Origin of the sequence: Campylobacter vicugnae, assembly GCF_002139875.1 — a bacterium.
Classification (GTDB): Bacteria; Campylobacterota; Campylobacteria; order Campylobacterales; family Campylobacteraceae; genus Campylobacter; species Campylobacter vicugnae.
On record NZ_CP018793.1, the window covers coordinates 684,172 to 706,670 of the forward strand.

The 22,499-nt window shown below is 31.7% G+C and carries 20 protein-coding genes; 13 read left to right on the top strand and 7 right to left on the bottom strand.

Annotated features, from left to right (window positions below):
• Positions 1-93: 93 nt before the first annotated feature.
• From purU to glyS, 5 genes are read left to right on the top strand one after another with little or no spacing between them, the layout of a single operon-like run.
• Positions 94-924 (top strand): formyltetrahydrofolate deformylase, encoded by an 831-nt coding sequence (gene purU, locus CVIC12175_RS03590; protein ID WP_086256715.1) that lies wholly within the window; start codon positions 94-96, stop codon positions 922-924.
• On the top strand, positions 925-1,413 hold the full coding sequence (locus CVIC12175_RS03595) for a tRNA (cytidine(34)-2'-O)-methyltransferase (RefSeq protein ID WP_086256714.1): 489 nt from the start codon (positions 925-927) through the stop codon (positions 1,411-1,413). It abuts the gene before it with no gap.
• Positions 1,401-2,693 (top strand): endonuclease/exonuclease/phosphatase family protein, encoded by a 1,293-nt coding sequence (locus tag CVIC12175_RS03600; protein WP_086256713.1) that lies wholly within the window; start codon positions 1,401-1,403, stop codon positions 2,691-2,693. The genes CVIC12175_RS03595 and CVIC12175_RS03600 overlap by 13 nt, the downstream gene beginning before the upstream one ends.
• On the top strand, positions 2,686-2,877 hold the full coding sequence (locus tag CVIC12175_RS03605; RefSeq protein ID WP_086256712.1) for a hypothetical protein: 192 nt from the start codon (positions 2,686-2,688) through the stop codon (positions 2,875-2,877). The genes CVIC12175_RS03600 and CVIC12175_RS03605 overlap by 8 nt, the downstream gene beginning before the upstream one ends.
• The gene (gene glyS, locus CVIC12175_RS03610) at positions 2,861-4,885 is read left to right on the top strand and encodes a glycine--tRNA ligase subunit beta (RefSeq protein ID WP_086256711.1); all 2,025 of its coding nucleotides are present in this window, start codon (positions 2,861-2,863) and stop codon (positions 4,883-4,885) included. Before CVIC12175_RS03605 ends, glyS begins: the two co-directional genes overlap by 17 nt.
• A 66-nt stretch (positions 4,886-4,951) precedes the next feature.
• Here the strand turns inward: glyS and CVIC12175_RS03615 are convergent, their stop codons facing one another.
• Positions 4,952-5,314 carry a hypothetical protein gene (locus tag CVIC12175_RS03615; RefSeq protein WP_086255307.1) on the bottom strand — a complete coding sequence of 121 codons (363 nt, stop codon included), beginning with the start codon at positions 5,312-5,314 and terminating at the stop codon, positions 4,952-4,954.
• Between the two features lie 118 nt (positions 5,315-5,432).
• Between CVIC12175_RS03615 and CVIC12175_RS03620 the strand changes: the two genes are divergently transcribed.
• The 5 genes from CVIC12175_RS03620 (at position 5,433) to CVIC12175_RS03640 (ending at position 8,724) form a co-directional block, all read left to right on the top strand.
• Complete coding sequence (locus tag CVIC12175_RS03620; protein WP_086224406.1) at positions 5,433-5,642, top strand: hypothetical protein; 210 nt, start codon at positions 5,433-5,435, stop codon at positions 5,640-5,642.
• A gap of 3 nt (positions 5,643-5,645) precedes the next feature.
• Positions 5,646-6,452 carry a peptidoglycan metallopeptidase Pgp3 gene (gene pgp3 / locus CVIC12175_RS03625; RefSeq protein WP_086302373.1) on the top strand — a complete coding sequence of 269 codons (807 nt, stop codon included), beginning with the start codon at positions 5,646-5,648 and terminating at the stop codon, positions 6,450-6,452.
• Positions 6,453-6,515: 63 nt separating this feature from the next.
• Positions 6,516-6,926 carry a hypothetical protein gene (locus CVIC12175_RS03630; RefSeq protein ID WP_086255306.1) on the top strand — a complete coding sequence of 137 codons (411 nt, stop codon included), beginning with the start codon at positions 6,516-6,518 and terminating at the stop codon, positions 6,924-6,926.
• 3 nt (positions 6,927-6,929) lie between these two features.
• Entirely contained in the window at positions 6,930-7,598 is a 669-nt protein-coding gene (locus CVIC12175_RS03635; RefSeq protein ID WP_141082877.1) for a response regulator transcription factor, read from the top strand.
• The gene (locus CVIC12175_RS03640; protein ID WP_086302371.1) at positions 7,591-8,724 is read left to right on the top strand and encodes a sensor histidine kinase; all 1,134 of its coding nucleotides are present in this window, start codon (positions 7,591-7,593) and stop codon (positions 8,722-8,724) included. The genes CVIC12175_RS03635 and CVIC12175_RS03640 overlap by 8 nt, the downstream gene beginning before the upstream one ends.
• Positions 8,725-8,757: 33 nt before the next feature.
• Here CVIC12175_RS03640 and CVIC12175_RS03645 read toward each other — a convergent pair whose 3' ends face one another.
• The 6 genes from CVIC12175_RS03645 to CVIC12175_RS03670 form a co-directional block, all read right to left on the bottom strand.
• Positions 8,758-9,417: a LutC/YkgG family protein gene (locus CVIC12175_RS03645; protein WP_086256707.1), complete on the bottom strand. Its 660-nt coding sequence runs from the start codon at positions 9,415-9,417 to the stop codon at positions 8,758-8,760.
• Positions 9,410-10,843 carry a LutB/LldF family L-lactate oxidation iron-sulfur protein gene (locus CVIC12175_RS03650; RefSeq protein WP_086256706.1) on the bottom strand — a complete coding sequence of 478 codons (1,434 nt, stop codon included), beginning with the start codon at positions 10,841-10,843 and terminating at the stop codon, positions 9,410-9,412. The genes CVIC12175_RS03645 and CVIC12175_RS03650 overlap by 8 nt, the downstream gene beginning before the upstream one ends.
• The gene (locus CVIC12175_RS03655; protein WP_086302369.1) at positions 10,840-11,577 is read right to left on the bottom strand and encodes a (Fe-S)-binding protein; all 738 of its coding nucleotides are present in this window, start codon (positions 11,575-11,577) and stop codon (positions 10,840-10,842) included. Before CVIC12175_RS03655 ends, CVIC12175_RS03650 begins: the two co-directional genes overlap by 4 nt.
• A 5-nt stretch (positions 11,578-11,582) precedes the next feature.
• Complete coding sequence (locus tag CVIC12175_RS03660) at positions 11,583-13,229, bottom strand: lactate permease LctP family transporter (RefSeq protein WP_086246534.1); 1,647 nt, start codon at positions 13,227-13,229, stop codon at positions 11,583-11,585.
• A 190-nt stretch (positions 13,230-13,419) separates the two neighbouring features.
• Complete coding sequence (gene htpG / locus CVIC12175_RS03665) at positions 13,420-15,267, bottom strand: molecular chaperone HtpG (protein ID WP_086256704.1); 1,848 nt, start codon at positions 15,265-15,267, stop codon at positions 13,420-13,422.
• Positions 15,268-15,314: 47 nt separating this feature from the next.
• Positions 15,315-17,843 carry a YhdP family protein gene (locus CVIC12175_RS03670; protein ID WP_152023632.1) on the bottom strand — a complete coding sequence of 843 codons (2,529 nt, stop codon included), beginning with the start codon at positions 17,841-17,843 and terminating at the stop codon, positions 15,315-15,317.
• Between CVIC12175_RS03670 and mltG the strand changes: the two genes are divergently transcribed.
• From mltG to CVIC12175_RS03685, 3 genes are all read left to right on the top strand, one after another.
• Positions 17,731-18,744, top strand: coding sequence for an endolytic transglycosylase MltG (gene mltG, locus CVIC12175_RS03675; RefSeq protein ID WP_180380656.1), 1,014 nt, complete (start codon positions 17,731-17,733; stop codon positions 18,742-18,744). The two genes, CVIC12175_RS03670 and mltG, sit on opposite strands and share 113 nt — an antisense overlap.
• On the top strand, positions 18,744-20,771 hold the full coding sequence (locus CVIC12175_RS03680; RefSeq protein WP_086315863.1) for an ATP-dependent helicase: 2,028 nt from the start codon (positions 18,744-18,746) through the stop codon (positions 20,769-20,771). The genes mltG and CVIC12175_RS03680 overlap by 1 nt, the downstream gene beginning before the upstream one ends.
• A 99-nt stretch (positions 20,772-20,870) precedes the next feature.
• Positions 20,871-22,400 carry a succinate CoA transferase gene (locus tag CVIC12175_RS03685; protein WP_192940161.1) on the top strand — a complete coding sequence of 510 codons (1,530 nt, stop codon included), beginning with the start codon at positions 20,871-20,873 and terminating at the stop codon, positions 22,398-22,400.
• Positions 22,401-22,499: the final 99 nt, after the last annotated feature.

Genomic DNA, 22,499 nt, shown 5'->3' on the forward strand with positions numbered 1-22,499 from the left:
ATTTATCATAGATATTATCTAATTCATTTTGGCTAATTTTTAGCAAAAAAATTGTATAATCTGCGGAATTTTTCTAAAATTTTTGGAGATGTTGTGGATTATATTTTAAAGATTGATTGCAATGATGAAAAAGGCCTAATTTTACGCGTTAGCGAGATTGTTTTTAAGCACGGATTAAACTATGTAAGCACAAGCGAATTTGTTGATCACGAAAATCGTAGATTTTATATGCGTGCTGTTGTAGTAGGCGAAGTTAATACTATTGAGTTTAAAAATACACTTAGTGCGTATTTGCCAAGTGATAGTGTAATATTTTTTGAATCTATCAAGAAAAAAGATATAGTAATTTTAGCTACTAAAGAGAATCACTGCCTTGGTGATCTATTAATTAAACATAGTAGCGGAGATTTAAATGCAAATATTTTAGCTATTATAGCTAATCATGATACTTTACGCCCATTAAGTGATAAATTTGATATTCCATTTACTTGCATTAGTGCTGATGGTATGGATAGGGCTGAGCATGAAAAATTAGTTCTAGCTGAGCTGGCAAAATATAAATTTGATTATATGGTGCTTGCAAAGTATATGAGGATTTTAAGCCCAGATTTTGTTAAAGCCTATCCTAAAAAGATTATAAATATTCACCACTCATTTTTACCAGCATTTATCGGTGCTAATCCATATAAGCAAGCTTACGAGCGTGGTGTTAAGATTATTGGAGCTACGGCGCACTTTGTAACTGATGATTTAGATGAAGGACCGATAATTACTCAAGATGTTATTAGAGTAAATCACGAAATGAGTTGGAAAGATATGCAAAAAGCTGGTAGAAATGTTGAAAAAGTTGTGCTTAGCAATGCTTTAGATCTTGTTTTTGATGAGAGAGTTTTTGTTTATAATAATAAAACGGTGATATTTTAGATGTTTAATATCGTCCTTGTAAATCCAAAAATTCATACAAATACAGGTAGCATAGGTAGAATGTGTGTAAATTCTGGAGCAAAACTTCATTTAATCAAGCCGCTTGGATTTGAGATAGATGATAAACATTTAAGGCGAGCTGGACTAGATTATTGGGCAAGTTTAGAGCCGATAATTTGGGAGAGCTTGGAGGATTTTTTAGAGGCTAATTTGGAGTTTAAAGATAGATTTTTCTTTGCTACTACTAAGTGTAATAAGTTATATTTTGATGCTAAATTTGCCCCTGGAGATTATCTTATATTTGGTGCTGAGGATTGTGGATTGCCAATTGAACTTATGAAATTAAATAAAAATAATTGCATCACAATACCAATGACAAAACAAGGAAGAAGTTTAAATTTAGCCACTAGCGTAGGAATTATCACATATGAAGCGATTCGTCAAAATGTAGATAAATTTGATTTTAGGGATAGTGTATGCGAGTTTTAGTAGCTCTTATTTTCTTATTTAGTTTGCTATTTTCATCTGAATTAAAGATTGCTACTTATAATGTTGAAAATCTCTTTGATGATAAAATCAGTGGAAGCGAATATAGCGATTTTAAATCAAATAGATGGAATAGTGCTAAATATCAGCAAAAATTACAAAAAATCTCTAGAGTATTGCGGGAATTAAATGCAGATGTAGTAGCACTAAATGAGATCGAAAATGAAAATGTGATTAAAGAGTTAGCTAATTTAAGTGGATATAAATTTTATAAATTTGCTACATTAAAAGGCTCTCCTGTAGGGCTTGGATTGCTTAGTAGATATAGGATTAGCGATAGTGAAATTTATGTTGTACCAGATGTAAAAACTAGACCTATTTTGATGAGTAGGGTTGAGTTTGAAGGGCATAATATTGAGTTTTTTATAGCTCACTTTCCAGCTGCTAAAAACTCTCTTAAACATAGAATCGCTGCGGCAAATACTATGAAAAAAGCAGTAAAAAATAGTAAAAATGGTGTAATTTTAGGTGATTTAAATAGTAATTATGGGTATAAATTTTTGCTTAATGGGCTTGATGGATGGACAAATTTATGGGAGTTTTTACCATCATATCAAAGAAGTAGCTATAAAAATGGCAAAAGCGCAATCGATCATATAATGCTAAGTAGTGATTTAATGGGAGAAAAATTGCATTATAAATATGGTAGTTTTGGAGTTTTTAAGGCTAATTTTATGGATGATAGTTACTCAGATCACTATCCACTTTATGCAACTTTGAGTCTTCAAGAAGATATAAAAGATGTGCCAAGTAAATTAATTAGTCAGATAAAATCAGTAAATAACAATAGAACTAAGATTACTGGCGTGGTGATGTATAAAGATAAAAATGGTTATATATTAGCTGATGAGAGTCGCCGTGGGATATATGTGTATGAGAAAAATCCAACCTTAATACTTGGCACTAAGGTTGAAGCAGTAGTAAATAGAGTTGAAGATTATAAGGGAAATATTGAGATTACTAGCCTATCATATATAGCTGTAGATACAGATTTTAAAGGTGATGAAAGCAAATATTTATTAGATAAAAATGATATAAATAGCGCTACAAGTGGTGATGTTATCGGAGATATTATCTTAGATATTAAGGGCGGATTTGCTACTATATCTAAAAATAAATTTAAAATTTATTCGCCAAATCGCCATATAAATGATGGTAAAATGAGTGTTAAAAGGGCGGTTGTGTGGAATTATAAAGGACAAAAGGAGTTAATTATTGAGTGATTTTTTAGGTTTTATGGGATGGGTGGTTGTTATATTTATCGTTTTTGTTCTTGTTGTTGGGTTTAATCGTCAGATGATGGAAAAACATAGAGTTAGAGATGAGCTGATGGCTGCTAGAAAGACAGCTAAAGAGGCAAAAGATAAAGTAAAAGCAGATGGAGATAAAAATGAAAATGTTGATTGAGATTGGGGTAGAGGAGCTTCCTGCTATACCATTTTTAAAAGAGCTTGGCAATATTGAGTCTAAATTTAAAACTGTATTAGATGAGTATAGTATAGAGTGCAATTTCGAGCTAGATTATACGCCTAGAAGGATTGTTCTTCATGGAGATATGGCTGAATTTGCTGGTGATAAGATAGTAGAAAATATCGGAGCGCCAAAACATGTAGCTTTAAGCGCTGATGGTCAGTGGTCAGCTGCAGCAATGGGCTTTGCTAAGAAGTGCAATATAAGTGTAGATGAGCTAAAATTTGAAAATATAAATGGCAAAGAGGTTTTATATCATAAAAGTGTAATTAAAGGTGATTCTAGCAAGAATTTACTTCCTGTGATTGTAGAAAAATTTATTTCATCGCTTAGCTTTGGTAAATCAATGAGATGGGGTGGATTTAGTTACGAGTTTATCCGTCCAATTAGATCGGTTGTGGCTATTTTAGGTAGTGAGCTAGTAGATATGGAAATTTATGGCGTAAAATCCAAAATGGCGTTTTATCCACATAGAAATTACGGCTATGATATGGTTGAATTTGGCTCTATAGATGAGTATTTTACAGCTTTGGAGAATAATGGAATAATCTTGCAAGCTAGTAAAAGACGTCAAAAAATCTTAGATGAATTTAAAATAATTGAGCAAAATAGCGGTTTAAAAATTGAACTAGATGAGGATTTACTCGATGAAGTTGTGGCAATTACTGAGATGCCTACAGCTCTAATTGGTAGTTTTGAGAAGGAATTTTTAGAGGTGCCAAGCGAGGTTATTGTAACATCTATGAAAGAGAATCAACGCTACTTTCCATTATATGACCAAAATGGCAAATTAAGTAACCACTTTGTAGTAGTTAGCAATGCAATTAGTAGTGATTCAAATTTGATAATAAAAGGTAATGAAAAGGTATTAAGAGCTAGATTGAGCGATGCTAAGTTTTTTTGGGAGAGTGATTTAGCTAGTGAGTTTAGCTCAGCTAAACTTAAAAATATCACATATTTAGCTGGTCTTGGCTCAATGTATGATAAAGAGATTAGAGAGCGTGATATTGCAAGAGAGTTAGCTAAAATCTATGAAAAAGAGTTAAAATATGAATTTGGCGGTGAATTTATTGATGAGCTTGACCGTGCAGTGATGCTAAGCAAGGCCGATCTTGCTACTTCTATGGTGTATGAATTTACTGATCTACAAGGTATTATGGGAAGCTATTATGCTCAATATAGAAAAGAAAATCACTTTGTAGTTGAAGCTATAAAAGAGCAGTATTTACCAAATAAAGAAGGAAGTGAGTGTCCAAAAAGCTACTTTTCTAGCATGGTAGCACTATCTTCTAAGCTTGATACGCTTATGGGGCTATTTAGTATAAATAAAATTCCAACTGGCAATAAAGACCCATATGCATTGCGTAGAGCAGCAGCCGGTGTGATTCGTATTGTATTAAATTTAAATATCGAGTTTGATGTTAAAAATATCTTATCTTTAATAGCTGATAAATATGCTAAATTTGATCTTAATATACTTGAGAACTTCATCTATGATAGGCTATATACTATGTATAATGCTAATCCATCTGTGATTAAGGCTTGTTTAAATAGCGGTATAAGCGATATTAAAAGATTAAACTCAGCTATAATTGCTTTAGATGAGATAACTAAAAATAGTGAATTTAAAGAGAATTTTTCTACATTTAAGCGTCTTGCTAATATCATCAAAGATAATAAGATTGTAAGCGTAGATGAGAGCTTAATGCAGCACGATAGCGAAAGAGCGCTACATGCGGCATTTAATAGCTTAAATTTAGATATTAATGATACAAAAGGTTATCTATTAGCACTATTTAATCTAAAACCAGCAATTGATAGTTACTTTGATAATGTAATGATAAATAGCGATGATCCAAAGATTAAAGCAAATCGTATCTCTATCGTTGGTCAAATTTATCAAGCATTTCTAAAAGTAGCTGATATAAAAGAGATAACTATATAATTATATATTCTAGAGCGTGCTTGACGCTCTATTTTGTCTATTAATAGTAGTTAAAACTATAAGAGGTTAAAATGAGCCTTGAAATAGCTTTTTAGAATATAGGTGATACTCGATTGCTATTTTATTTTGACCTCTATGGTTTTTTAGATAGTTTGCTATCTTGCTTGAAATCTCATCAAATTTAACCTTATTTATAGCTTTTTTACCACTCATTATAAGTTTAAGATTATTGCTATTTGAGTCTATTTGAACATCATGTAATAGATCATTATATCCAAGCATTATATCTTTTTGATTATGTTCATCAGCATCCATAAAATCAACTTCAATATTATACGACACTGAGTCTAAAGTGGTAAATTCTTGATTTTTTTGTGCGCAACCACTAAGACAGATTAAACAAGGTAAAATTAAGTGTAAAATTCTCATCACATCTCCAAAAATTTACTGATAATTTTAGCATAAATTCAATTATCTAAATATAAATTTCAAAGTTAAATTAAGAAATTTTAGGTATCATTGCGAAAAAATTTTTCAAGGAGATATAGTGAGTTTTGATGAATTAGAGTTAGAAGCGATTATTCAAGAGGTTTTAGAGGAGTGTGGAGAATTTGAAAATTTAGATGATGAAGAGCTTTATGAACTTATTGAAAAGATTAAAGAGTTAACTGATGGGGATACTGAAGAGGCATATGAACAGCTAAATGGATACTCTCCAATTAGTAGAAAAAGATTTTTATCTCTATATTCAGTTTGATAGATGAGAGTTTTCTTTTCTCTTTTAATTTTTGCCATATGTAGTTGGGCTGGAACTATATTTAATGGTGGTTTAGAAATTTTAAGTATCAAATCATCTGATGCTGGAGATTTAAAAATAGATAATAAATCAGTATCTTGGCTAAATCATCCTAGTAAAGATGGTGTAAAAATAGCCATAATCCCAGCAAGCTACTATGCTAAAAATGATATAAATATCACAAATAGCCTAAATGGACAAAGTAGTCTAAAAGTTTTAAAAGTAGAGCAAAAAAACTATAAAAAAGAGAGTATTAAGGTTACTCCAGCAAAGGCTAATCCGCCAAAAAGTGTTATGAAACGCATAGAAAAAGAGAGAAATGAGGCTATAGAGGTTTATAGGAGTATTACTTCAAATTTGCTAGTTAATAGCAAGTTTATAGCTCCGATGAGTAGTTTTATTACTAGTCAATATGGAAATGCTAGAGTTTTTAATAATAGCATTAAAAGCTATCATGGTGGAACAGACTATAGAGCGGCGATTGGTCAAAAGGTAATAGCTGCAAATGATGGTATAGTAAGAATTGCTAAAGATAGATATTACGCTGGAAAAAGCGTTATAATTGATCATGGTGGCGGTATTTATACTCAATATTATCACTTAGATAGGATTGATGTTAAAGTAGGTCAAAAAGTCTCTAAAGGCGATCAAATAGGCCTTAGCGGTGCAACTGGTAGGGTAAGTGGCCCACATCTACACTTTGGCGTAATAATAAGAAATATACAAGTAGATCCATTAGTTTTTATAGAAAAATTCAACTCTCTTTTTTAAATTCACATTTTTTAAACAATAGCTGTATATAATTTCACTACATTTTAATAGAAAGGATCTAAAATGAAAAAGATATTAAGTATAGCTCTAGCAGCTATGGTAAGCAGTAGTGTGGCATTTGGTGCTGATAGTGCAGCTAAATTAAGCAAAGAGATGTTTGAGTTTAAAAAAGAGGCTAGCAAAGAGTATTATAAAATTCAAAAAGGTTGTGATGATATTCATGCTAAAATAGCTCAAGCAACTAAAAATTTAGACCCTAAACAAAAAGATGAATTCTATAAAGAATTTAGATATCAAATGCGTCAAAATATGGCTAAACTAGATAGAGATGATAAGTTTTTTGCCGGAATTTGCTCTATGAATATGTATAAAAATAACAAAAGAGCAAATATGCAAAATCGCTCAGATCGCCCTGGTAAATTTGCTCCAGACTGCCCAAATGGTATTTATAATCCAGATTGTCCAATGAGATAAGCTGTGAGTAGTAAGATACTTCTAATTGAAGATGAGCCGATGCTATGTGAGATGGTCAGCGACTATCTTGCTAGCAACGGATATGAGGTTGTAGGCATTGATAGCTATGATGAGGCTTTGAGTTTAGCATATGAGTGCAAATTTGATATATTTATCTTTGATGTTAAGATTATTGGCGGAGATGGATTTGAGCTGCTTAGTCGCTTAAGAGAGTCTGGCGTGGATACTCCTTGTATATTTACTACTTCATTAAATGATATTAGTGATTTAGCCAAAGGCTTTAAGAGCGGTTGTGATGATTATATTAAAAAGCCATTTGAGTTAGCTGAGTTGCTATTAAGAATTGATAATATTTTAAAACGTAAATTTAGCCATTTAAATAGTGATAATTATATTCAAATATCCAATAATATCAAATTTGACATTATTCAAAAAAAGTTAATTAAAGATAATTTACCAGTTCAACTAGCTAAAAAAGAGAGTGATCTATTAGCTCTATTTTTAAAAAATAGAGGCAAGATTTTAAGCCGTGATGAAATTTATATGAATTTATGGGATTATGGTCAGATACCAAGTGAGTTAAGTCTAAGAGTATATATAAGAAATTTACGTAAAATTATAGGCGAAGATAAAATAATATCGCACCCAAAATTAGGATATGAATATGCATAGCAAAAAGTATATTCTGCCTATATTTTTGCTCTATACTCTTTCTAGTATGTTTTTTTTAATCGGTTTTGCTACAATGTATTATAAAGAGGCTAAATCAAAGATTGTAGAGCATCATGAAATTCATCTTGAGAGATTTTCTAAAGAGCTTGAATATCTACTTCGATTAAATAATAATATAGATAATATTATGAAATTAAAAAGTATTTATCAAATCAATCTATATAACATCAAAACACATAGATATATATATAAAAGCTTTGATATGCCAAAATTTAAAGGAGAGTTTTATCTAGCAAATGATGCATTATATATGAAAGAAAATATTCACTCTAGAATGCGTAAAATTGAGCTAATAGTGGAGCTAAAAAATCAAGATATAGCAGATGATATTGATAATTTATTTTGGCGTGTTTGGTTTGTGGCTGGAGTTGTTTTTGTATTTATTGGGATAATTGCATTTGTTTTAGTTAGGCTTGCATATTTACCTCTTTTAGCGCAGATTAGAGCGCTTAATAACTTTATTACTGATACAACGCATGAGATTAATACTCCACTTAGTGTGATATTAATGAGTAGTGAAATGTTTGATAAAAATCCACCAAAATATCTAGATAATATAAAAATTGCAGCTAAGACTTTAAGTGGAATTTATAATGATTTAGCATTAAATTTAAAAAATAATCCAAATAGTATTAGCAAATTTGATGTGCAAAAGTTAATTGAGAGTCGCATTAAACTATTTGAACTTTCTGCTAATGCTAAGGGGATTGAATTTGAGATTAACTCTATCTCTTTTGAATTAAATAGCGATATGCAAAAATTGGGTAAAATCATTGATAATCTTGTATCAAATGCAATAAAATATAGTAGTAAAAATAGTAAAATTATTATAAATTTAGATAAAAATAGCTTTGAAATCATCAACTTTGGTACAGTAATCTCAAAAGAAAATTTAGATAAAATCTATGATAAATTTAGCCGTTTTGATACGCAAAATGGTGGTTTTGGGATTGGGCTTAGTTTGGTTAAGAGATATTGTGATGAGCTTGGTTTTGCTATTGTGTGTCAAAGTAGGGATAATCAAACTAAATTTACAATTACTCTAAGAGATTTTAATATTAAGTAATATCTGCATGGATATTCATGCAGATATTTATTATCAATACAATATTAAGTGTGCTTTTTGTGAGCCATGAACACCAAAAACAGTAATAAGCTCAATATCAGCAGTTCTTGAAGGTCCAGCAATAAATAATATATTGCTTGGAAGTTTTCCATTGCAATCGGCTTTTAGAGCATTTAATGCACTCGCTAAAGAGTTTTTTACTCTATCTTTTTTTAGTAAAACTATGCAAAGATTTGGTGCTAGACTTAACATTCTAGGTTGGGCTTGACTAGATTTTAGCAAAGCTACGCCATGAGAGCTTACGCCATATTCGGCATGAACGATAGAAAACTCACTATGGAATACATCAGCTCTAAGCTCCTCTATAGGTTTATCAAAGCATATTTTAGAGCTTGCATTGATTTTATCTAAATTTAAATTTAACCCACTTCCATAGATCATTTTGCTATATCCATAGCTAGCTACAATTTCATTTATGGTATCTTCTAATGCTGATGGATCGCATTCATGGACAATATATTTATTATCGCTCATTTTTTGCTTCATCTCTTCAAGCGGGTTATTAGTAGTTTGGACATGCTCTACTGGATCTACGCTATTGCTAGATTCAAATCCGGCAATCTTATAGCTATCTTTTAATCGAGATAGAATCATCTCTTTTGATTTAGTTGAAATTTCATCTATTCTATTCATAGCGGACACCTTCCATATTTTCAAGCTCTTTGTATAGATCTTTTTTGATCTGTGGTAGCTCTTTGTATTTACTCCAGTTTTTTATTACTGGAATAGAGTTTTGGAATTTATGTAAAGCTTTGTTAAATAGATGAGCTTTGCTAAGGCTAAATCTCCATAAAGCTCCATTTGTAGCAACATTTGCAAATTGCTTCATAGCAAAAGCTTCGCCTCTATTTTTATGGCCGTTTTGTGTGCTAAGTGGTGAATTTTTACCTTGACCAACTTTATTGGCTCTTAGTTTGCGGATTAGATCAGCTAGCGGGATTCTAACAGGACATACTTCGCTACATCTACCGCATAATGAGCAAAATGTAAGTATATCTCCAGTTGCTTCCATACCAAATATATTTGGACTTATAACCTCACCAATAGGCCCTGGATATATAGTTTGATAGCTATGACCACCAATCTTATCATATACTGGACAGAAGTTCATACACGCCCCACATCTAATACATCTAAGTGCCTCATAGTAATCATGATGTGCTAGCATATCGCTTCTATGATGATCAAATAGTATTAAATGCACCTCTTTTGGGCCATCTAGCTCTTCGTTGCGTGGAGCTGTTATTATATTGTTATATGTAGGGATGAATTGACCTGTAGCAGATGGAGTAAGTAGATGCACCATAGTAGCAGCATCTTCAAAGCTCTCCATAACTTTTTCAATTCCACAAAGTGCAACATGAATTTGAGGAGCAGTAGTACACATTCTACCATTGCCTTCATTTTCAATTAGCCAAAATGCACCCTCTTTAGACATAGCAAAGTTAACTCCGCTAAGCCCCATCTCAAGACCTTCAAACTGATCTCTTAGATGTTTTCTAGCTATTTGATTTAGCTTTTCTGGCTCATTTTCTAAATCAGCTCCTAACTTCTCTTGAAATATTTTGCCAATTTCGTTTCGATTTTTGTGAATTGCTGGTACCACTATATGCACAGGAGCTTCATCATTTAGTTGAATTATTAGCTCTCCTAGGTCAGTTTCAATTGCATTAAGGCCTTTATTTGCTAGGTAGTGATTTAGCCCAATCTCTTCACTAGCCATAGATTTGCCTTTTAATATCTTTTTGATATTATTTTGTCGCATTAGTTCGTATATGATTTCACAAGCATCAGTAGCTGAGCTTGCCCAATGCACCTTAATGCCATTTGCTGTGGCATTTTTTTCAAATTCAATAAGCCTATCAGATAGACTCATAAGAGCGTTATTTTTAGCTTTTTTAGCCTTATCTCTTAATCCTTGCCAATTTTTAAATTTGGCATTTATTACATTTAGACGATTTTTTTGTAGCGTATGCATAGCTACTGTTAAATTTTGTCTTAGTTGCGAGTCGCCAAGTTTAATTTTTACAATTTGGTCGTGTGGCAATTTTTTACTCATAGTGGCGCTCCTTCTAGGCGTTTAATTAGAAAATCATAAAGATGTAAGCATTTGATATCTACACCATTTCTTTTCATTGTGCCTGAGATATTTAATAAGCATCCACCATCGCCACTAATTAAGTAGCTAACACCAGTTTTTTTAATATCATCAATCTTAGCTAGTGCCATAGCATTTGATATATCGCTCTCTTTTACTGCAAATGTACCGCCAAAACCACAGCACTCCTCTTCATGCTCAAGCTCAAGTAGTTCAACATTTGCAAATTTGCGAATTAGATTTTTACTAGCTTCAACGCTTTTAGCAACTCTTAAAGCGTGGCAATTTGAGTGCCATGCGACTTTGATTTTTTCACCTTTATCTTCATAATTTACTTGTAAAATTTCATCTAGATATTGGCTTAAATCATATACTCTAGCAGCAAATCTTTGAACTTTATCAAATTCAGGACTTTCTTCAAAGAGTTGTAAATAGTCATGACCCATCATACCAGCACATGAGCCGCTTGGAACTACAATTGGAATATCTTCATCAAATAGATTAATATTATGCATAGCTACAGTTTTACTCTCATTAAAATAGCCACTATTAAAAGATGGTTGAGAGCAACAGGTTTGATTTTTCTTAAAAATCACCTCTACGCCCTCACGGCGTAGAAGTTTAATAGCATTTAAAACGCTATCTTGCATAGCAGCACTGCCAAGGCAAGTAGCGAAAAAATATACTTTTCTCATAGATATTAGCCCTTAGTTACGATATCTGGGATAATTCCTTGCATAAAGAATGCGATGATTAGCGTCCAAATACCAATTAAGATAATGAAAGCTACTGAGTATTTAAGTGTAAATTTAAATAGCTCACTCTCACGACCTACTAGACCAACAGCTGCACACGCAATAGCGATACTTTGAGGGCTTATCATTTTACCTACAACACCACCAACTGAGTTAGCAGCTAAGAATAATGCCTCACCAATTCCAAGTTCTCTAGCTGTTACTTGTTGAAGTGGGCCAAATAGAAGGTTTGAACTTGTATCAGAACCTGTTAAGAATACACCAATCCAGCCAATTACTGGGCTAAAGAATGCAAATGCATCTCCTGTTTGAGCAAATGCTAGACCTAGAGTTGTACTCATAGCAGCATTTTTGGCGATAAATGCAAATGATACAACAAGACCAATTGTAATACATGGAATTGCCATCTCTTTTAAAGTATCCCAGAAGCACTCAGCCGCATCGTTTGCTTTGATTTTTAAAAACCAAATTGATAAGAAAGCAGCAATTAAAATAGCAGTACCGGCTTGAAGACCTACAAAGCTGATATTTAAATTTAGACCAACTGCTTTTCCAGCTGCATCAACTATAGTTGTGCCTACATTGTTTGCTGCTAGAGTTACAACTGTATAATCAAAGATTCCGCCTTTTGCAAATAGAGCTTTAAACCATGGTTGTGTCCATAGAATAATACAAGCAATTAGCAAGATAAATGGTAACCAAGCTTTAAAGATTTCACCATTGCTTAGTTGAGTGTTGTTTGTAAAGTCTGTTTGATCATCTAGTCTAAAGATATTAGCTGGTTTCCAAATTTTAAGAAAAGCTGTAGTACAAACTAGTGAAACAATAGCTGAAACAATATCTGGAAGCTCTGCACCTAAGTAGTTTGAGCTAATAAATTGAGTTGCTGTAAAGCTTACTGCAGCTACTAAAATTGCTGGAAATGTCTCTTTAACACCTTTAAATCCATCCATTAAAAATACTATAAAAAATGGAACTGTAAGGCTAAGTGGAACAAGCATACGACCAACCATTGCTGAAACTTCATACTGTTCAACACCAACAAGGTTTGCCATAGCAATGATAGGAATACCAACAGCACCAAATGCAACTGGAGCAGTATTAGCGATCAAACAAAGACCAGCAGCATATAAAGGTTTAAGGCCAAGACCAACCAAAAGTGCAGCAGTAATAGCAACTGGACCACCAAAACCAATGGCTCCTTCTAAGAATGAACCAAAACAAAATCCAATTAAAATAACTTGAATTCTGTGATCTGGAGTGATAGAGATAACACTTTGTTTGATTACCTCAAATGAGCCAGATTTAACTGATAGTTTGTATAAGAAGATTGCAGCAATAATGATCCAAGCAATTGGCCACATACCTTGCGCAAAGCCTTGTACAAAGCTAGCACCAATAAGTGAAAAAGGCATATCATAAACTAATAATGCCAAAGCTGAAGCTAAAACAACTGTAAAAAATGCAGCTACATAGCCTTTTAATTTAAATACTAGTAGTGAAACTAAAAAGCATAAAATCGGCAAAAATGCCACCAACGCACTAAGCCATATATTGCCCAGTGGATCATATATCTGTGTCCATTGTGTCATACAGACTCCTATTTATTAAAATTTTGTAGATTTATTTTATCGTAAATTATGATTAAATTTAGAATATATTATAAAAATTGGTTAAAAAATTGAAAGTAGTGTGTATAATCGTAACAGTATAATTAATTTTATTTATAGATAGAGATATAAATTTAGGTAATTCTGCCCATTAAAATAGGGCAGAATTTATTTATAGTGCCTTTGAGATAATTTTAGCAAGTTTAGAGCTAAATTCGCTTGGATTTTCTATAGTCATACCTTCGCTAATTTTTGCCATATTTAAAATCAAAATAGCTACATCATTTATCATTAGTTCATTATTTGCTAATTTTGTGATAATTTCATGATTTGGGTTTATCTCTAGGATTGGTTTGATTTTTGGTGCTTCTTGTCCCATCTGTTTTAGTATAGTTTGCATAGCGTAATCTGGGTCATTTTTATCATAGATTAGGCATGAGACTGAATCGCTTAGGCGGTTTGAAATTTTTACATCTTTTACTTCATCTTTTAAAATTTCTTTAATTTTAACTATTAGAGCATTTGTCTCATCATTGCTTGAGTTTTGTGTGCTATCTATTTCGCTATCTATGTCCGAGCTGTTAATGCTTTTAAATGCAGTAGAGTCAAATTCATTTACCATAGGCAAGACAATTGTATCGATCTCTTCATCGCAGATTAAAACATTTATACCTTTTGCTTTAAACCCTTCTAGTAAAGGAGAATTTCTTAGCATACTCTCATTTTGACCACTAATATAATAGATAGATTTTTGATCTTCTTTCATAGCCTCTTTATACTCTTTTAGAGTAATTGGCTTATCATTTAGAGTAGATTTAAATAGACATAAATTTAAGATATTATCTTTATTGGTGCTAAATCCATAAAGTCCTTCTTTAATCACATTGCCAAAAAGAGCATAAAATTTAGAGTATTTTTCTCTATCGTTATTAAGCATTTTTTCTAATTCGTTTAAGATTTTTTTGACACTTTGGTCTTTGACAGTAGCTAAAATCTTATTTTCTTGTAGAATTTCGCGGCTGACATTTAATGGGATATCTTCTACATCCATTACTCCACGAACAAATCTAAGATATGGTGGTAGAAGCTCTTTAGCATCATCGGTGATAAATACACGCTTTACATATAGTTTTACTCCACTTTGATAATCTACTCTAAATAGATCAAATGGCTGAGATGAAGGGATATAAAATAGGGTAGAGTACTCTATCTTTCCTTCTGCTTTTGTATGAATATGCATAAGCGGATCGCTACTATCGTGGCTAATTTGTTTGTAAAAGTCGTTGTAATCACTATCTTTTAATCCTGATTTACTCATTCTCCATAGTGCGCTAGCTTTATTTATTTGTGAGTTTTTGCTCTCATAGTGGCCATCTTTTTCATCGCCTTGTGGCGCTATCCATTCATCTTTATCCATAAATATCGGATATGGGATATGATTTGAATATTTTGTGATGATATTCTCAACTCTAAAGCTATCGCAAAACTCATCATCATTTAGATATAGCGTAATTTGTGTTCCATGACTTGATAGGCTAGATTTTGAAATTTCATATCCATTTGTATCGCTACTCCATTTATACGCTTCATCGCTTAGAGCTTTACGGCTGATTACTTCTATTTTGCTTGCTACCATAAATGCTGAGTAGAATCCTACACCAAATTGGCCGATTAATGAGCTATCTTTTTTAGCATCACCGCTCATAGAATCTATAAAGCCTTTAGTTCCACTTCTTGCGATTGTGCCTAGATTATTGATTAGATCACTCTCATCCATACCTATACCATTATCGCTAATTACTAAAGTTTTGGCCTCTTTATCTAGCTTAATATCTATTCTTGGACTATACTGAAGTGATTTATACTCATCATTAGTTAGGCTTAGATAATTTAGCTTATCTAATGCATCGCTTGCATTTGAGATTAACTCTCTTAAAAATATCTCTTTATTTGAATATAGCGAGTGAATCATTAAATTTAAAAGATCACTTACTTGAGTTTGAAATTGATGTTTTTGCATATTTTCTCCTTTAATTTTTAATTATAACTAATAAAATTTAACTCAAATTAATCAAATATTACAAATGGTAATGTTAGAGTATTTTTGATTATACTAAATGGGGTTGTTAGTACATCGGTTATGACCTGAGTCTTTATATCTGGTTTATCTATAGTTCCGCTAATGGTAATAACAGTTGATATACTTCTATCTTTACCAAGAAGTATATGATTGACTAGTGGAATTTTATCTATTATGGTGCTAGCATCTTTTAATAGCTTTAATTCTAAAGTTATATCTATATCATTGGTGCTTAGGTTTATACCACCACTTCCTACTATATCAGCACTTGCTCCTTTGATATCTATAGCGTGTATAGTAAGATTATCATCAATTCTTTGAAGTCTTATAATGCCATCTTGTACGCTAAAGCCTTTATTATTAAAATCAGGCACTTTAAAGATAAGTAAAGATGGGATAGAATCTAAAAATGCTAAAAGTTGATTATAAATTTTATAATCTTTTAAATAGGTATCTTTTAGTTCAAGGCTGGCTTTGAAATTTTTGCTATTTTTTCCAATAACTTTTAACCCAAAAATCCCCTCACTAAATGTATTTAGATCTAAAATATCATTGACAGTTGTAGCTGATATACCATTTCCTTTTGCCTTTAATATATCTTTACCTTCGGTAATGGATATATATCCGCCATCAAATTCTCCATCAAATTTAAGCTCATCTTTATTTTTGCTACCGCTAAAGTGATCAAATTTTACAGTTCTATTGATATCTACTACATTTAATACGCTATTATTAGCAATAAATTTTATATTTTTATCAAAATCACCTTTGATACTATTAGACTCTATGTTAATTTTTGCAGAGTCTAAAAATATATTTATTTGGCCATCTATGATTGTAGAATTAATGATACCACTATGGCTTTTTATGGTAATAATATCTGAAATTTCGATAGTAAAGTTATCATCAGTATAATTGCCATCTTTTTTGCTAATTATTGGCAGGTTAAAATTTACATCATTTACTCTAGCTGTAATATTTTTAAAATCATTGGTGGTAATTTTAATGTCAGCTTTGGTTAAATTTAGATCATTAATTAGCTTGGAATACGGCTTAAGTGGTGCAATGCTTGGTATGTTTATGGTGATTGGCTGGCTTAAGTTTATATCATAGCCTAATATTTTAGATTTGATAATTGCATCATCTTTAAAGTCTAAAGTAATATTATCATCTAGATTTTTTATATCAATTAAATTAGGGATAATAATGGAGTTAAATTTAGAATCAAATTTAGCATTTTGATCGCTTGTATCTATAAAAGCGCTAAAATTAGCATCAAAAATATCATTTTTGATATGGCCATCTTTAATTGTAATTTTATCATCTTTTAAAATTATTTTAGCGTGATTTGAATAAAAGTTTGCTCCAGCTATATCAAGAGTGCTATTATTTAAAACAAACTCACCATCAGCTCTAACTTTTATATCGCTAAGGTCTATATTTAAGCAAATATTGCTATTTAAGGTTCCGCTATTTTGTAAGATTGGAATTTTTATATCATAGGCTTTTAGTATATTATTTATACTTTCGTTATATAAAGATGTTGTATTGATATCTAGTATTAGGTTTGGATTGCTATCTAAATTATTTATACTTAACCCCACATTGGCCTTTGCATTTTCATAAACAGCATCTTTGATATCAAATATTAAATTTGAGTTTTTAAAAGTAACTGTTACACTACTTGCAGTAGCAGCAGCTACATCAGGATGAAATTTTACAATTGGAGCATTTGCACTAGCTTTACCATATAGTTCAGAGATTGACAAATCACTACTATTAAGATTAAACTTACCCTTAAAAATCTCTAATCTATAATCACTTGCAACAATATAGCCATATATCCAGTTTTTAATCTCACTATTTAAATTTATTGCGTTGGCTAAAGCATCTATAAATTGCTTAATAGTAGGTGCGGTTACATTTACAACTTCATAGCTTAAAATATCATTATCAATATTTAAATTAATATCACCTTGAAGTTCATATGAGTTGAATTTGCCTCTAAATTTATGTATTTCATCATAGAAGTTTAGCTCTAAGTATCCGCTAAATGTAGTATTAAAATCTTTAAGATTAATTTGATTTATAGATAAATTTAAATTACGATTTTGTCTGGCTAAATTTGCATTTATATATATATCATTGTTATCAAAATTAAATTTATTATCTGTATATATAAAGTATGATTTTTGATCACCAATTGATATGTTTGTTAATTCAATTTTATTAAATAACATATCAATCCACTTCATATAGTGTATAAGTTCTAGTGTTGATTTAGAGCTATTTTGTTCATTATTATCTGGTAAAATATTTATATTTTTTGCTTTTAGTGTAATTTTGTTATCTAATTTTATATATAATTGCGAAATTTTAAATCGGTTAAAATCCATAGATTCTATCTTAATTCCGATTTTTATCCATATAAAAAAGGCGACAAAAATGGCTATAAATAGAGTTAAAAATAGCAATAAAAAGCGATTTTTATCTATAATCTGTGAAATTTTACTCATACTTTTCCTAACGATCTTTGCATCGCTATCTCAAACTATAAACACAAGCAAAGTTGTATATCTGCCTAAGGGAAGCGTAGGTGAAATTATATCTTATTTAGCTAAACTAAATTTTAAAGTAGATAGATTTGATAAGTATATTTTAGTTTTGATGGGGTTTCCACAATCTGGCTGGATTGATATAGGGCAGACTACGCTTAGTAAATTTGATTTTTTATATAAACTTACAACTGCTAAAGCCGCTATGAGAGATATTACGCTAGTTCCTGGAGAGACTACAGCATATTTCTTTTATGATATTGCTAAAAAATTTGGCCTTAATTATAACGAACTAATGAAAAATTATTTAGCAAATTCACCTATAAAAGAGGGTTTTTTGGTTCCTGAGACTTATAAAATTCCAGTTGGAATTAGTGAGGCTCATTTGGTTTATTATCTTATAAATATATCCAAAAAACAGCATGAAAGTTTAAGCAAAAAGATATTTGGTCAGTGGGATGAGAGGCGTTGGTATGAGTTTATTACTGTAGCTTCAATAGTGCAAAAAGAAGCAGCAAATAAAAATGAGATGCCTCTTGTAGCGTCTGTGATATATAATAGATTAAAAATCGGTATGAAACTTCAAATGGACGGAACTTTAAATTATGATCTATATTCACATGAAAAGATTACTCCAAAAAGAATCGCCTCAGATAATAGCAGATATAATACCTATAAATATGCTGGACTTCCACCAAATGCAGTTTGTAATGTAAGCTTTGATGCTATAAAAGCAGCAATATTTCCTAAAAAGACAAATTATCTATATTTTGTAAGAGATAAAAGCAGTGGCGCTCATATATTTACATCTAGTTATGAGGCTCATCTAAATGCTATAAAGCAATCAAACAGGACTAAATAATGCCGCTTTCAAAGCTAAATAAAGAGCAATATTGTGCAGCTACTGCTGCTATGGGACATAATCTTATAATAGCAAGTGCTGGAACAGGCAAAACTAGCACTATTGTAGCTAGGATAGCACATCTTTTAAATTCTGGTATAAAAGCAGATAAGATCTTATTATTAACATTTACAAATAAAGCTGCTAGTGAGATGATTGAGAGGCTTAGTAGATATTTTGATGATAGAGTAATATCACAAATTACTGCTGGAACATTTCATTCAGTATCAAATTCGCTTCTAAAAAGCCTTAATAAAGGCGTTATACTAAAGCAACCAAGTGAGCTAAAAACTCTATTAAAGAGCATAACAGATAGAAGGCAATTCCATAGAATTAGTGATACTAAAGGCTATAGTGGAGCCTATTTATATGATATATATTCACTATTTTGCAATAGCTGTGTTAATGGTGAAGATTTTATAGGCTGGTTTAGTCTTAACTATCCAGATCAGGCTGAATTTGCTGAAATTTATGATGATATATTGCAAGAGTTTGAAGAGACTAAGACGCAGTTTAATTACGCTGATTTTAATGATTTACTTATTAAAATGCGAAATGAGTTAAAAAAAGGGGCTAGGATATATTTTGATGAAATTTTAGTAGATGAGTATCAAGATACAAATTCGCTCCAAGGCTCATTAATAGACGCTTTTAATACAAAAAGTCTATTTTGCGTAGGAGATTTTGATCAAAGTATCTATGCATTTAATGGAGCAAATATCGAGATTATTGGTAGTTTTAAGCAAAGATATTTTGATGCTAATATATTTTCATTAAATATAAACTATCGCTCAAGTGCTAAAATCTTAGCCTTAGCAAATAAAGTAATAGCTAATAATCCAAGATTATATCCAAAATCCCTTGAAGTAAGCCGTGAAGGTGAGTTTAAGTCTCCTGTGTTGCTAACATATGATGAGTTATTTTCACAATATAGTTCAGTAGCTCAGCTAATTGCAAATAGCAAATATAACAAAAATGATATAGCTATAATCTTTCGTAATAATTCAAGTGCTGATGGATTGGAAGTAGCATTAAAAGAGCAGGGTATAAGCTGTAAAAGAAAGGGCGGAGTAAGCTTTTTTGAATCTCGTGAGATAAAGGCTCTTATCGATTTAGTTGCGATTTTGGTAAATCCTAGAGATATTATGGCTTTTATTCACATATTAGAGTATGCAAGAGGAGTTGGTAACGCACACGCTAAAGAGCTTTTTGATATTTTAAGTTCTGCTGGTCATGGCAATATAATAAAAGGTCTTATAGACCCAGATAGAAATAGCGTCAAACTTCCTGCTAAAAAGAAGAACTACCAGCTTGGATTATTTGATGATTTTAGTGAATTTATGCCTTCAAATAGATTTTCTGAGTTGGGATTTGATGATGAGTTTATGAATTCTCCAGCACTTAATTACTCAAATTTAAATCAAAATGGTGCAATATTTTTATATGAGCTTAGAAATTTATTGCTTAGCTTAGATAAACAGAGTAATTCAAATAAAATTATAAGCTCAATTATGCAATCAAAAATCTATAATGTTATAGTTGATACGCTAGCAACCAAAAGAGCTACACTAAAAAACGGCAATATAGATAATGAGCTAAAAAGCAGCGCAATTGATCGCATAATGGCTAAGGCTAGAGTGCTTTTAGAGATTAGCAATCGTCATAGTAGTATTGATAATTTTTATAATTTTTTAACTTTAGGCAAGAGCGAGATGAGCGAAGGTCAAGGTGTAAATTTGCTTACAGTGCATGCTAGTAAAGGACTTGAGTTTAATTTAGTTTTTGTAGTTGATTTGGCTGAGGGGAGATTTCCTAATTCTAGATTAATGAGTGATATAGAAGAGGAGAGAAGACTCTTTTATGTAGCAGTTACTAGAGCAAAAGATGAGCTGATACTAAGCTATGCTAAGTATGATAAAATCAGAAAAGTAGAGTATCAGCCAAGCTGCTTTTTAGCTGAAGCTGGAATGGTAAAGCCATTAATATAAATTAAATATAGCTTAAAATAAATTTCTACTATTAATATTATAAGATAAATTATAGGAACTTTTCTTATAATAAAGATAAAATTTAATTAAAGGATAAAAATGATTGACAATACAATAAATGATACTAGCCGTATCAAAGATGCAAGATATCTAGCTAAGCTTATAAAAGCTGATGAGGCTGCAGCACTTATCCCGCATAAAGCTCAAGTAGGATTTAGTGGATTTGTTGGTGCTGGAAGCCCTTTATATGTTCCAATGGCAATCGCTCAAAGAGCTCAAGCGTTACATGAAGCTGGTAGCGAGTATAAAATTAGCGTATATTCTGGTGCTAGTACCGATGTGGATCTAGATGGTGCGTTAGCTAAGGCTAATTGTGTTGAGTTTAGAACCCCATTTAATACAGACCCTAATATGAGAGGTCTTATAAACTCAGGTGAGGCTAGATATCTTGATGTGCATCTATCTTCTCTTGCATGGCAAGTAGAGTGTGGATATTTTGGTGATATGGATTTTGCAGTAATTGAAATTTCAGGTATTACTGAAGATGGCAAGTTAATACCTACTACATCAGTAGGTAATAATCAAGCATGGCTAAATGCTGCTAAAAAAGTAATCTTAGAGTTAAATATCAATCAGCCAAAAGAGCTTGAGGGATTCCATGATATATATGTTCAAGCTAAGCCTCCATTCCGTGAGCCAATTCCTATTAAAACAGCAAGAGATCGCATTGGTAGCCCATATATGAGTGTGGATTTTGATAAGGTTGTAGGTGTAGTTTTAAGCTCAACTGATGATAGATTAAATAGCTTTACTCCACTTGATGAGGTATCTATAGCAATCGGTGATAATGTGGCTAAATTTTTTGCTGCAGAAGAGGCTGTTGGCAGATTACCAAAAGGCAAACTTTTACCACTTCAAAGCGGTATTGGTAATGTAGCAAATGCAGTTTTAGCTGCTCTAAGTAAAGCTGGATATAAAGGCTTAGAGTGCTACTCAGAAGTTATTCAAGATGGTATGCTAGATTTAGTTAAAGATGGAACAGTAGATCTTGCCTCAGCGTCAGCTCTATCACTTAGCCCAGCAGCAGTAGAGGAATTTAGAAATAATGTTGATTTTTATAAAGAGCATATAATTCTTCGCCCACAAGAGATCTCAAATAGCCCAGAATTGGTAAGACGCCTTGGTGTAGTAGCAATGAATGGTATGCTAGAAGCTGATATATATGGCAATATCAACTCTACAAATGTTATGGGTACACAGATGATGAATGGTATAGGTGGTAGCGGTGACTTTGCTAGAAATGGATATTTATCACTATTTTTAACTCCATCAGTAGCAAAAGGTGGAGCTATTTCAGCTATTGTGCCATTTGTTAGCCATGTAGATCATACTGAGCACGATACTATGGTAGTTGTAACAGAGTATGGATATGCTGATCTTAGAGGTTGTAGTCCTAGGGAAAGAGCGCAAAAGATGATAGCTATCGCTCATCCTGATTATAGAGATATGTTGCAAGACTATTTTGATAGGGCATGCGCTCAGTCAAAACCTGGCCATACTCCACACATACTAAGCGAAGCATTGAGTTGGCATGATAGATTTAATAAAACAGGAAGTATGAAAAAATAACCTTATAAAGCTTAGCCTTGGAATAATATTTTTTGAACTTATCTAGAATGTAAAATTACTATAAACATAGATAATTTTACAAAGATAAGTTCAAATTTA